The organism is Vibrio maerlii, from assembly GCF_003415655.1.
GTDB classification, from domain to species: Bacteria; Pseudomonadota; Gammaproteobacteria; order Enterobacterales; family Vibrionaceae; genus Vibrio; species Vibrio maerlii.
Genome location: NZ_QRHC01000002.1, coordinates 167,108 through 180,397 on the forward strand (window position 1 = coordinate 167,108; position 13,290 = coordinate 180,397).

The 13,290-nt window shown below is 43.8% G+C and carries 12 protein-coding genes; 7 read left to right on the top strand and 5 right to left on the bottom strand.

Translation table 11 applies throughout. The features are described 5' to 3' along the window. Positions 1-1,191 (bottom strand): OmpP1/FadL family transporter, encoded by a 1,191-nt coding sequence (locus DPF91_RS01700; RefSeq protein WP_117232702.1) that lies wholly within the window; start codon positions 1,189-1,191, stop codon positions 1-3. Between the two features lie 353 nt (positions 1,192-1,544). Continuing rightward, complete coding sequence (locus DPF91_RS01705) at positions 1,545-3,026, bottom strand: DUF1254 domain-containing protein (RefSeq protein WP_117232703.1); 1,482 nt, start codon at positions 3,024-3,026, stop codon at positions 1,545-1,547. 395 nt (positions 3,027-3,421) lie between these two features. On the opposite strand from DPF91_RS01705, the gene DPF91_RS01710 reads away from it, so the two are divergent. Next, entirely contained in the window at positions 3,422-4,441 is a 1,020-nt protein-coding gene (locus DPF91_RS01710) for a hypothetical protein (protein ID WP_117232704.1), read from the top strand. A gap of 83 nt (positions 4,442-4,524) precedes the next feature. Here DPF91_RS01710 and DPF91_RS01715 read toward each other — a convergent pair whose 3' ends face one another. Beyond that, positions 4,525-5,550, bottom strand: coding sequence for a zinc-binding alcohol dehydrogenase family protein (locus DPF91_RS01715; protein WP_117232705.1), 1,026 nt, complete (start codon positions 5,548-5,550; stop codon positions 4,525-4,527). 189 nt (positions 5,551-5,739) lie between these two features. Here DPF91_RS01715 and DPF91_RS01720 point away from each other — a divergent pair, with 189 nt between their 5' ends. From DPF91_RS01720 to DPF91_RS01730, 3 genes are all read left to right on the top strand, one after another. Continuing rightward, the gene (locus DPF91_RS01720; protein WP_117232706.1) at positions 5,740-6,363 is read left to right on the top strand and encodes an esterase/lipase family protein; all 624 of its coding nucleotides are present in this window, start codon (positions 5,740-5,742) and stop codon (positions 6,361-6,363) included. A 227-nt stretch (positions 6,364-6,590) separates the two neighbouring features. Next, a complete protein-coding gene (locus DPF91_RS01725) occupies positions 6,591-7,241 on the top strand; it encodes a hypothetical protein (RefSeq protein ID WP_117232707.1) in 651 nt (216 codons plus the stop codon). A gap of 142 nt (positions 7,242-7,383) precedes the next feature. After that, positions 7,384-7,965, top strand: coding sequence for a lysozyme inhibitor LprI family protein (locus DPF91_RS01730; protein WP_117232708.1), 582 nt, complete (start codon positions 7,384-7,386; stop codon positions 7,963-7,965). Positions 7,966-8,047: 82 nt separating this feature from the next. On the opposite strand, the gene DPF91_RS01735 is transcribed toward DPF91_RS01730, so the two are convergent. Beyond that, positions 8,048-9,232 (bottom strand): YadA C-terminal domain-containing protein, encoded by a 1,185-nt coding sequence (locus tag DPF91_RS01735; RefSeq protein WP_117232709.1) that lies wholly within the window; start codon positions 9,230-9,232, stop codon positions 8,048-8,050. Positions 9,233-9,824: 592 nt separating this feature from the next. Between DPF91_RS01735 and DPF91_RS01740 the strand changes: the two genes are divergently transcribed. The 3 genes from DPF91_RS01740 to DPF91_RS01750 all read left to right on the top strand — a co-directional run bounded on the left by DPF91_RS01740 (position 9,825) and on the right by DPF91_RS01750 (position 12,445). After that, positions 9,825-10,682, top strand: coding sequence for a hypothetical protein (locus DPF91_RS01740; RefSeq protein WP_117232710.1), 858 nt, complete (start codon positions 9,825-9,827; stop codon positions 10,680-10,682). Between the two features lie 87 nt (positions 10,683-10,769). Continuing rightward, on the top strand, positions 10,770-11,690 hold the full coding sequence (locus DPF91_RS01745) for a LysR family transcriptional regulator (RefSeq protein ID WP_117232711.1): 921 nt from the start codon (positions 10,770-10,772) through the stop codon (positions 11,688-11,690). Continuing rightward, positions 11,687-12,445 (top strand): BUD32 family EKC/KEOPS complex subunit, encoded by a 759-nt coding sequence (locus DPF91_RS01750; protein WP_117232712.1) that lies wholly within the window; start codon positions 11,687-11,689, stop codon positions 12,443-12,445. The genes DPF91_RS01745 and DPF91_RS01750 overlap by 4 nt, the downstream gene beginning before the upstream one ends. Here the strand turns inward: DPF91_RS01750 and DPF91_RS01755 are convergent. Further along, positions 12,442-13,233, bottom strand: a complete 792-nt coding sequence (locus DPF91_RS01755) for a LysR family transcriptional regulator (RefSeq protein WP_117232713.1) — start codon at positions 13,231-13,233, stop codon at positions 12,442-12,444. The two genes, DPF91_RS01750 and DPF91_RS01755, sit on opposite strands and share 4 nt — an antisense overlap. Positions 13,234-13,290 lie beyond the last annotated feature (57 nt).

Sequence of the window (13,290 nt, forward strand, 5' to 3'; positions counted from 1 at the left end):
TTAGTAAGTATAAGAGGCACCGATGAAGTGAACGGCACCAGTGAAATGACCATCTAACTCCAATGATGGTCTTAGAATGCCACCTTTAGCAGTTTGCTCGATATCCATCTCACCAAAATCAGAATATTGGTAATACACATCAAGACGACTGTCTTCGAACTGCTTACTTACACCTATGGAATAGCGGTGCTGTTCTCCAACTGGCAAATCCGGGCTCTGGTTCGCAGGATCATCGAGCGGTGATGTTTCATAGGAATAGCCCGCTTTCACACTCCAACTAGAAGTAAGCTGATATTCAGCACCACCCGCGAACTTCCAGACATCATCCCATTCCCGATCAATAGTGTATGGGAATGGGCCGCCACTTCCTCCAGAGATATCAATACGCGTCTCTTCCATTGAGGACCAATGATGCTGTTGAACAGAAGCCAACAGAGCCAATTTATCGGTCAGCTGATATGAAGCACTTAGGTCAGAAATCGCAGCCGCAGGTAGCTCTGTACTATAGTTACGCTGGTTTTCTCCAGCATACAAATCAGATTCGAACTCATGGTTCAACTCAGAGCGATAAGATAGTCCTAATCGCAATTTTTCGGTTGCTTGGTACATCACACCCAAGTTGTAGCCAAACGCCCAATCTGTTGCGGTATCTAATTCTAAAACTGAGGTGTTGCCCTGTAGAAACGCATAGTTGATTTGAGCGCCTGCAGCGACAGACCACTGGTCATTAATCTTGTAGCTCAAGCTTGGATTAAACTGGTAGGTAAGCAAGGCGACATCGGTCAGTTGAGAGGCACCATCCCAGTCAGAACCATAATCCAGCGTTGCCCCACCTGGTGAGCTGAACGCAAGCCCGAGCTTAAGGTCTTCATTAAGCTGTTCAACATGAAAAAAACTCACAACTGGCAAAGTCGAATTGGTATTCGTGTTGTGGTTCCCTGCTTCATCATAATAATCAATGTCGAGGTTGAGCAAGGTTCCGCTAATGGTCGTCAATTCACTATCCATGTGCGACATAACGGCGGGGTTTGTCCAAATGGCCGCCGAAGAATCGGTATAGACCCCATCACCTGCGCCTGCTGTACCAAGGTTTGCGTATGCTGCTTCCTGCAAAAAAAATCCACTCGCGTGCGCACTGGAAGCGAGTCCCAAAGTTGCTAACACCGCCAAAGTAGAGCTTTGCTTTAACATGTCATTACCTAACTGATTATCAAATATGCAGCTAGGTTAGAGGGTTGAAGTTATTAGTTCCAATCACTATTTTCAATAATAGATATGCATATAGCACATAACGCTAGTTCGTTGGAGGGCAGGTATTATCCCCCATAGAAATATCATCTATCCTAGGATATAGGGTGCTGTAAACAAAACAGCAAACAAGAATAATAAAGTCTTCATTTATGTTCTTCAGTTTCTAGACCAGTTGGAACCATCATTTTAGACTTAGCTAAAACAATTACTTACCACATCACGCCACGAAATGAGCGCCCGGGTATCAACAAAGAAGCGACGCAAATTGCGTCGCTTTCATCTCTTATTAATCGTTATTGCTGCTTCAAATCACTTGGTCGCCAAGATTTATCAAACCAGGCTTCTGTCGGGCCATACGCTCGGAAGATCACGTTATACCCTTTACCTGGCATAGTCTGAACCCAGTTGCCCTCCCAGTCTTTTGGTGGTTCTGGCGCGAAGTGAATTGTCACCGAACCATCATCATTTTTACGCACCGCATCGCTTAGACCATCCACTCCTGCTGATTTTTGGTCCGTTTCAAGCATCGAACGCGTTTGGTTGTCGTAGACCATGAACGACCAGAAGTTTGCTACTGGAACATCTTTCGGTAGTGTCACTGTGTAGTGCTCACCGCCATCAAGTAGTTTGTTCGAATCATCGCGTGTTGCTAGTAGATATGCTGAACCTTTACCGACCGTATTTGTCACCATGTCAGGGGTAATTCCCGTCGCCATAAAGTGGAACGTCGCACGTTCGTCAACAGACGTTACGCCATTTTCATCCAGAAACTCATGCCCAGAGATAAGGGGTGTAAACCAGTGACGATCGTCGTAAACCGTCATGCTTTCTTCCGGGTAGAAATAAGTTGAACGGGCTTCTGCAGTGGCGATTTTTGATGCTTCTGCAAGCACCGCTTTCATACGCTCATCAGGAGCGAACGGCTTACCTTTTTCAATACCGAGATCTTTCGCTAGTGCGATCCACTCTTTATCCCAAATTTCTGTTGGCTCATATTGAATGAGCGCATTGATCTCATCATAAAACTTCTCGTTCATAGCATGAACCGTGTTGTACTGTAGGTCTGTTAAGTTAAGAAACTCTGTTTGCTCTTTTTCTCCGTAAGGGTATAACTTCATTGAATTTTTAAGTTTGGCTATGTTGCTTTCAACATCTGCTTTCTGGCCTACAATACGCAGCAACAACCAATGTTGGTAGCCCTCTGTTTCAATTGGGATATAGCCAGCAGGCACCTCACCCTCGTATGAACTGTGGTAGATAAAGTACTTACCACCTTTACCTTGGTCTTCTGGATGCGTCACACCCACTTTCCCTGCAAACTCAAAGGCCGCATTGTCCAGTAGGCCAAGAACTGGGGTTCCAACCTCCAGGACCACTGGGCCATTCTTAACATCTACTTCACTAGTCACATACGGCGTAGTGGTATTGGGCGTTAACCAAATGCTACGAGCGTTTAGCATTCCCTCTGAAATACCAATAGTTTGGTTTGGTTTCATGCCAACACTCTCGTGTCCCGCGAACATACCTTGCATCGAAGCAACTTGAATACCCGATAAGAACACCCTTACTGCATTCGCCGTATCAACAAAGTCTCGGGCTTTTAGATGAGTATCTAGCGTTGGTGCACCGGAAATGTAGTTCATTTCCCCCAAATAAACAGACTCAACCTTTTCGGGTGTAATAATATCTTCTGGTACATTGGCACTGTATTGAGGAGCCGCAAATGATGCGGTTGATACTGATGAAATCAATGCTGCTAACAATAATTTAGACATGTTGATACCTTATTTAAGCGAACTAGGAACGCGTCCTCATCTCCATCATCAGACACTCCACCAAGTCAGAGTGCTCTTGCTACGCGTTATCTACAACCCACTATAGACACCGAAAATCATCCCCACCAATCATAAGTATTCATACCTATTATGCGCTGAAAGCATATCAACATTGGCATCTAAACATGCATCAAACACATATCAGGTATAGGAATAGTTCATTTTTAGTCATACTCCTTTTGCGTTAGTTTAGATAGCAACCAACCACGAGGTGGTAAAGCTTCCGAAGCTTACTAGTCTTAAAGAAGATTAGACTTATCTATTGGCTACTTATTAAAACGCTCAACATAAACTGCAAAACGGACTTAGCTAGACAATTATCGAAAGAGGTTGAAATGAAAACTGTAAAACTGACTACACTTGCTCTAGTTATTGGCTTGCTAACGACAGGCACTGCTTTCGCTGCTGATCAAACGAATACAATTGAAGTTACACAAGAAAACTTTAGCCATGCAGAAACTGCGCGTAACTATCGTAACTGGAGCAGCAAAGGCGCTAACCAACAGTTTGTAAAAATGCAGGGTCTGCCTCCTCGTGGAAAAGCGGCGCCAACCGTGCAAATGAATGACGACACACTCTATGGTGTGGCGATTGTTGAGCGCAACAAAGAGGGCAAGGTCGAGTTCTCCATTCCACAAACCAATAACTACATGGCGGTACAGGTCATAACTGAACGTGGGCACGGCCAGCACTATGTGGTGGAAGATGGTCACTACAACTTACCGGTAGAATCTGACTATGCGTTTCTTATCTACCGTTCAGGCACTGAAAAAGGCATCGAGAACGCGGTCGAACAACTAAACCGTGTGAATGCGGATGATTTTAACTTTGCTTATAACTACCAAGTTCAGCCATACAACTATGAAGAGGTTGAGGCTTGGGTTAAGAAATACACCCAAGAAGTGAATAGCATGGAGAAGTTCACTTACACCTTCCCACGTACCAAAGATAAGGTGACCGACTTACACCAGTGGAACTTGGAAAATGCCGCAGGTTGGGGTGGCGCAAGCCCTGAAGCATTCGTTGGTAATGAATATGCAAATAGCCCTAAGATGAAAGCGAATGTTTGTTACACCACCACCTTTGATGACCCTGAGAATAAGTTCTTCACCTCAATCACCGCCTATGATGGCGATAAATACTTGATGGAAGGTGTTCGTAATATCAGCTCAAATACGTGGGAGAAGAACTCTGATGGAACCATCACCGTATCGTTCAACTGTGGTGATGATGCAAAGAACAATATCGACACGAAGGGCAACGACTACACGTTTACTTCTCGTCACTACGGTGTGAACCCTAAAGTGATGGAAGCCGCCGACGACCCTATTATTTCAGCGGTTCAAGCTCAATAGAGTCAGTCAATAAATAGAAAAACCTCCAACTCCCTGCTTCTTTATTAGTTAAAAGCATTTTAAAGTTGGAGGTTTTCTTTTAGCTAAAATTTGATCGCCACTTTACCAATCGATGCTCCGCTTTCTATTAGCCGATGCGCTTCTTTAAACGTCTCGACATCAAAACCTTCCAGTGTTTTAGTAAGGGTACTTTGGATACGACCCGCATCCACCAAGTTCGCAACTTGGAACAAAATATCTTGTTGTTTCTGAATATCATGCGTACCAAACAATGAACGGGTAAACATCAACTCCCAAATAAAGCCTACCGATTTTCCTTGTAGTGCAGAGAGATCAATCCCACCTTCAAATTCTACAATGGAACTAATCATCCCTTGAGGCGCAATCAACTCAACCATCGATTCCCAGTGACCTTTGGTATCGGCCACATTGAAGATGTAATCCACATGCTCGATTCCTTGCTCTCTAACCGAGTTGACGAGATCTCTGTGATTGACCACATGATCGGCCCCCATGTCTTTCACCCACTCGATGGTCTCTGGACGAGAGGCAGTGCCTATCACAGTCAAATTGGTCAACTGCTTGGCAAGCTGAATCGTTATTGAGCCTACCCCACCAGCCCCGCCAATCACCAATAGGCTTTTCTTTTCATCCGGTTGAATGCGAAGGCGATCAAACAACGCCTCCCAAGCTGTCAGTGCTCCCAGTGGTAAAACTGCGGCTTCTGCATCAGACAAACTCAGTGGCGCATTAGAAACGATTCGATAGTCCACAGTTTGATACTCGGCATTGGAGCCCGCACGGGTGATGTCTCCTGCGTAATAAACTCGATCACCCACTGAAAAACCGTCAACGTCATCGCCAAGGCCAACCACCTCACCCACGGCATCAAATCCAATAACCTTGGGTTCATCATGCGGTTTTTCTGCTGCGGTTCTCACTCGTAATTTCGCATCTGCAGGGTTAATAGAGTTCGCCGCCACCTTTACCAATAAGTCTTTACTCCCTGGTTTAGGTAATGACGTCTCAAATTGAATCAGACTGTTTGGTTCTTCAATAGGCAATGAATGTGTAAATCCAATGGCTTGCATCGTCGAAGGTAGTGACATGAGGTGCTCTCCGTATCCCAAAGTGGTAAGTGGTGCGCATTAAGCTTAGTTCACAATCGGCAACCCTCACTCAAAAACATTGTTATGAATTTGACCGTCGCTCAAGCAATCAATGGTTTGCGGCGTTTTTGCTTGAGAGTAAAAAGGCAAAAACTTACACTGAAAAGAAACTGGTGAGTTAGGTGATAAATGAAGAAAGAAAACAAACACATAGTTCTTATTCACGGTCTATATATGCCAGCATTAATTATGCAATATCTTGATAAGCACTTTCGAAAGCGTGGCTTCAAAACCCACAAGTTCGGCTATAACTCTCTTCGTTTTCCCTCCGCCGCTAAGCTATTAAATCGATTCGTAAATAGTCGCTTTGATGAACATGATCAGGTTTATTTTTTCGGCCATTCACTCGGTGGGCTGCTCATACGCCACTATTTTCAGACCTATCAACCCCAATTTTCCGACACTTGCATCATCACGGCAGGCACACCACATAACGGCGCGACTATCGCAAAATTCTTCTCAAGTAATGGTCTAGGTTTCATCTTTGGGTCGAGCGAAAACATCCTCAATAATGGCTTAGGTGATTATGATATCGACGTCCCAATCGGTGTGATCACCGGTACTTACGATGCGGGTGTTGGACGAGTTATGCTTGGAAAAAATCAAGGTGATGGTACCGTGACCATTGAAGATGCCAATCTAAAAGGTGCCACGGATACGTGTTCTCTTAACCTTAATCACACTGCGTTGGTGTATTCTAAAGAAGTGGTAGAGCTCTCGGCTCGCTTTATTGAGAAAAAATCATTTAATTAAACCTTATCCGAGACCCGACACTTTTCCACCATACTGAAATGTTCTGTAAGCATATCAGTCATCCACTCTTTTCATTATTTTAATCCCAGACAGTTGAGTATTGTACCTAGACCAACTTGTAGTTTTGTTGGTCATCGGTAGCAAGAAGAAGAGATAGGAAATCACAATGGGCATGAATGCTCTAATCATTCTGCTTAATTGTGTTTATCTATCATTTTGGGCTTTAAATGAAAATCACCAACACCATCTCATCTGGCATTATCATTCTCGCGGTTCTCGGCTTTGCAAACCTTGCTAAGGCTGAAGAAAAAAACGCCTTTGATCCAACAAATATCGAAACTAAGATCAGCGCCAACTACGACTTCAGCCAAGAACAATTTGGTACTCGAATTGAGGTTGCAACGTCTGCAACCAACAAGCTCTTTGGTAGCTATGCCGAAGATGGCTCGTGGTCTGCCGGTGGCGGTTATCTAACTGACTACGGCATTATCGATGTTTATATGTCAGGAGACGATGTCAGTACAGGCTACAACATTGGTACTTATGTCCCTCTCAGCAGTTTTGGTGTTGATACGGGAAAGTGGATGCTGTTCCCGATGGCAGGTCTCAACTACACCCAATATGATGATTCATTAGATATGGAGGACTCATACGGTGGTTATGGTGGCCTATTCGCGCTTCGTCCAATTAACGACAAGCTCACCTTCATCAGCTACGGTGGTGGTATGTATGGCACCAACCATGAATCTTTGTTTGTCGGCGCAGGTGTCGGTTATGTATTAAATGATAGCTTTAATCTGGCAACGCTAGTCAAATACGAAGACACCACAACAGGTGATGAAACGAATGTGCTACTGAACGCGACTTATAAGTTTTAAGCTGGGTGCTAAGGCAAGAGAAAATAAGGTTGTCCTTGCCAGTAGAGTCTCGAAGCAATAAAGGTTCAAATTGTGATTCAGGCTGGTTCTATCAGCTATTATCAACAGACCTCCCCTTCACAGACATTAGGCACGATCACTAATGAAATACCATCAATTTTTCATTCTCGCTGGAGCTTTTGTATCTTCATATACCTCGGCATCAAGCTCTCCTTCGTTTGATTGTAGCCAAACAGATCTCAACTCAACTGAGCATATGATCTGCAAGGATAAAAGGCTCAGTACTTTAGATAACCAACTATCGGATGTATACAGACAAGCACGGAAGATAAGCAACCAATCAAATACTTCAAAGTTATTGAAAGCCGAGCAGATTGGTTGGATAAAAGGTCGAGGTGAGTGCTGGAAAGGAGCATCACAATCAGCATGCATCGAGCAATCTTACCTATATAGAATTGCCGAGCTTCAAGCTCGCTATGATTTAGTCGCTAGCTTTGATGAGGAACAATTCACGTGTGAAGATGATGATGCAAATCTTATATCGGTGATTCGCTACCAAACTCAACCCGCTACCTTGATCGCAAAATATAACGATCAAACGTCATTTATGTACAAAACCGACGATACCTATCAAGGCCGTAACGAATCTATTCGCTATGTCTCTGAAAATGAAATTATGGTCCGTTGGGGATATAAAAGTGAAAAAGTGTTTTGTGAGAAGTAAGTCTCGATGGAAATTCGTGAAGAAAGACTGTCAATAAAAATACTAAATGACGCATCCTTGCGCCAGTTAACCCTACTTTCGATTAGTTTCCGAAGCGGTAATGTGCACCAACACCTGCTGAGAAGTCCGATGATGCATGTGATGTGCTTGTCGCGTAATTCATTGTGCCCGAGACAGACCAAGAATCATTCACTTGGTAAGCACCACCAAGTGCAATTGCTTCAGTTGAACCAGCAAAACCAACACCTACACCAACAGCGTATTCACCGGCATTTGCTAGCACAGGGCGAGCATTGGTAATAGCGTGCGATGATGCCATTACCTGATCCATACGGTCGTCAAGTTCAAGCATTTTTTGTCCTTGCTTGTATAGGTCTTGTTCTAGAGAATCAATGCGCCCATCTAGGCGGTCAATGTCTTGAGTGTAAGTCTCGCGAGCTTGCTCTACTGGCTCTCGGAGTACTGGTGCAGCTTCCTCTACCGTTTCACGCGCTGCATCCAGGCGCTCGTTAACATCAGCAATAGAGCCCTCAGCAGAGTCGATGCGGTCTTTGTTGTCGTATACTTTGTCGTAAATATTGCGGATGTGATCCTCAGTGTCTGGAATGATACCACCATCAAAATCAGTGTCCGGTCGTGTAGAATGGCCAATCAGCTCCCCGTCAACATTGCCTACAACCCAATCGTTATTACCAACGCCATCAATTGTAACCATACCATCATCGTTGCGGCGGATTTGACCTACAGTGTTGTGGTCTAGGTCTTTCAAGTTGCCATCAGTGTCTACATAGAATGTACCGCCTGAGCCGCCATTTATATTAAGAGCAGTGCCGTGTTGAGTTTCCACGATGTCTAGGCGATTGCCATTGTTGACTGTAACAACTGTATGGTTATCTGTAAGACCACCCTCAACAGTGCCGTGTGACGGTACAGTTGGCATCTCAATCTCTGGAGAGCGGTCAGGTGTCCACTCTTTTGATAGGTTGCCGTCATTATCAACGCCAACCACACCAACCACCTGGCCATCAGTGCCGCGTACAAGGTATCGATCAGAGCCTAGTTTATCGGCATTGATAGAGCCTACAGTTTCGCCAGAGCGATCGTGTGCATCTTCTGGAGAGAAAATAATATCGCCAGTGCCTAGGTCAACATAGCCAAAATCTGAGCCATTGATTACGATGTTACCGTTAGCATCAACTGTCGCATCTGTTGCCACTGCACTAAATGATACCGCTGCAATTGCCACTGCTAAAATTGTCTTTTTCATTACGTTACTATTCTTTACTCGTTTCAATTTAAAAATGAGAGAACACACTCTCGGTAAAATTTATTTAATGGTTTTAAACGGTGATTGAATTAGAAAATTACTTTTCAAACCAATTAATAGACTGGGTTAAACCAGCGCTCCCGTTCAGTGGCGCTAATATAAACCTGAAGAGTAAAGGCAAGTAGCGGGCAAGGGTTATGCTCTACATAAACAGCAGTTATGTAGAATAGGGGCAATTAATTAAATCCAATAAAATCATACAATTAATATCAGCAGATATATTCCACCCTATGCTAACAATTAGCTAAGATATTTAATCAATATCCAGAAATGGATAATTAATACATAGTTCAAATGGAATTAGAGCTATTCCATTTAAACTTAATCAGTCACAAACCAACATTAAATAATGAGCAAGTGACTGATAAATAAGGGTTACCGTTTTATTTTTAACCCTTTGATATCTCACTAAGTCGAAATACGACTTTTCACAACCCGAGTAAAGGTGTTAATCCAAGTCGAATTGTTATTGATAATCAGCACCACAACGAAATTCGACTCAAACCAATGAATTGGTGATTAAGGATATAACATGACTAACTACAAACACTCTCTTATCGCGCTAGGTGTTATTTCAGCACTCGCTCTATCTCATACAGCGACAGCAGCAGAAAATGATGTGCACGATGCCGACCCTCGTAACACAGCTTGGCGTGGGGGTATTGCTTCTGACGACAATGGTGAGATCAAACTGGTTGCGGGAGGTGGATTCAACAACCTGTACGGTGGAGAAGGTGTTGATACGCAGACCATCATGATTGGTGAATACTTTACACAATCAGAAGACTTCCGTTTTCGCTTAGCGAACTTCGACTCTCGCTTTGGTGGTGTCTATATCGATACTTACCTGACAGATACCACTGACATGTACACAGCGGGCTACATGCTTCCTCTAACCGCAACCAATGGAAAGACGATGTTTTTCCCGTCGGTTAACTACTCATATGTGGATTTTGACACCGACCAAATCGCTCAAAATATTCGAGGAACAGAAGTACCGAACTCAATGAGCGGTTACTCAACAGGCTCGGGGAACACTGCACTGAACAGTGCTTTAATGGGCATCAACAGCGGTTCAGTAAAAGATGTGCTTGGCGGGGATGATGCCCACATGGCTTCGGTTAACTTATACGGCCTTCAACCATGGAACGATACGTTCTACACCGTATTTCAAGCCTTTGGTGGTTCAAGCTATGGTGGCGTAGAGATGGAAATGGTGGATTTGATGCTCTTACAAGGTACACGAACTGAAGTTGGTGGCGCGATTTTCAACATCTATCTAGAAGCGAAATACACCAACATCAAAGTCAACGACATTAACCTTCCAAACAAAGATTACTTAAGAGGTGAAGAGACTAAAGTTTCGATCGGTTTCGACTGGCGTTTCTAACCAAACTCATCCAAATGACACCAGAATGGACTCTGGTCTCATAACGCTTATTCCAATCTTACACTCTCCTTCTCCTAAAATAAGACCATGATGATTGATAATATTGACCTCAAGGCAATGAGAATGCTCATTGACCTCAATGAAACGCGCAACACTTATGTGACAGCGGAACGACTGGACCTATCACAGTCGGCAGTCGCTCGCATGCTGAGTAAATGTCGCACCACTCTCAACGACCCTATTTTTGTTCGCACATCTAGGAAGCTTCAACCAACCAGTTTTGCGGAACACTTATTGTCGCGTCTACCTCACATCATTGATGAGATTGATGATGCGGTTAGCGTTAACCAGAAATTCGACCCAGCTCAACTGAGAGGCAAGATTCAGATCTGTATTAACCGTCCTATTCAATCTCGATTTGGTGCCGACCTATTTACTCGATTATCCACAGCAGCACCTAATGCGACTTGGTATTTGAAGAGTTGGGAGTCGACGGCTGTCGAACAGATCTTAGATGGACGAGTGTTGATGGGGGTCAATTACTACAGTGATCATTTCCCAAAATCGATTACTCAGAAATTAGTCGCGAAAGACCAATTTGTGATGCTGGCTTCTGAGAATCACCCTCTGGCTCAGCTAGACAACATTTCTCATGAAGCTGCAATAGAGTATGGATTTACCTCATTAACGTTGCCAGGCTGGGATGAAAAAAACACGCACCTCAACCGGGTCTTCAGCAGCTCCGATCGATCCCCTCAAATTCGCTTGCAAACAGACAGTTTGAACTTGGCCATGCAAGTCGCGCGAAGCAGTAACATGTTATTGCCAGCCTCTTCAAAGATGAATACGGGTTACACAGGGCTGGTGCCATTAAGAATTGACTTTACTGATACACCGATTCCGAGTGCTAACGTGGTGAGCAGTGTGGCTCATAAGAATGCTAATAAGCCCATTGTTAATTGGCTCAACGAACTGTTAGCAGACTTAGTCAAAGATAAAAACCTATGAATGTTTCGAGCAAACTGGGATCTGTATACTCGGCGAGACTTGGTGATAAGAAAGTCTGGGTTAAAAGATGTGGTGAAGATAAAAGAACACGCCTCAACCAAACCATCCAGTGGGTATCTAACAAGTTTGTTTTTTTAAAGCACTGGCAATTAAGTTCTGCTTTATGCCCAGTAACACGCTTTAAACATGAGCTTAAACACCATCAGTACTTTCAGTCGCTAGGCTTACCTGTACCAAAAATTCTCTATCATACTGAGCACTACTTTATCACCGAAGACAAAGGCGTGAGGATAGATAAATGTAACCAAGCACCCAACTCGACTCAACTGGCGCTTGCGTTTGACGCTTTAACTCAATTTCACCAAGCGGGTGTGGTACATGGAAGACCTAACATGAGAGATATCGTGTACCACCCATCATCAGGGATTCACCTATTAGACCTCGAAGAAGCAAAAGTGAGTAAGTGCCCTAAATTGGTGGCTCGTGATGTATTTCTTTTTCTACTCGACTCATACCGTCTGTTCGGCGTATCTCAGTCAACGAGAATGCGTCTACTCTTACGTTGGCTGCACGCGACTGGTAAGCACTCAGCAAAATACCTAAATTTCATATTGGGGCTGCTAAGGCTAGGGCTTTGGATTCCATTAGCCGTGCTAAAATTTCGCGACAATCGACTGTCTAGTCAAATCCTGCTGACTTTTCGACTTCTCAAAAAAACCAAAGCGCACTATCTCAAAAAACAGAAACATGCCTAATCTTGATTAAGGATTGGGGTGACGAGTTCACACAGCCATTGTACTTTTGGAGAATAACGGAGTGATGATTTCATGATCAACGCAATATCCAAACTCAGATCTGGCGACATTTCATCCGTCATTTTCTTATATTCCAACGTATAGAAGTCATCCATTAATTGCGCCATCAACTGATAGTTATCAACGTATAACCTTGGCTCAATCGTTGGATCTAGCTGGTGAAATAGGTGCTTCTCTTCATTGATTCCAGACACCACAAACTTTACATATTGTCCACCTTCTACATTACCAGTGAATGCACCAGAACCTCGATGAAGACGTTTCTGATAGAAGCTTTGAGGCTTGTCATTCAAGACATGGACGCCTAAATCAACCTCTTCTAACAAGATCAATTTTTCGCTGTTTGCCGTCCATGTTCTTAGGTCAATCGCAGCATCCGTCTCACGTTGAAGCGCCTTAATGATGGCCTTTCCTTTTGTGACCAAATAAGGTTCCGCAATGTGCAGTGTAACTTTGTCAAGCTCTCGAGGACTGAAGCTATCCGGCTCAAAAGCAAGTATAAGCTGATCAAATGCAACACTAAGCTTGGGTTCCAACGCAATGGCATAAGACGTTGGTGTCAAACCATCCGCACTGCGTAGAAACAACGGATCACTCAACTCTGCTCTTAATTTAGAGAGTATTTTGGACACATAAGATTGGGAGCGGCCTAGACTCATTGCCGCTCGACTGGTCGATTTGGTTCTCATCAAGGCAAGAAAAACTCGTACTGCATTCAGGTCATTCATTTTTAAATCTCGTTAATCAGTAGTAGAAGAGTCGGTGGCAAATGTTAGGGAGCTTTC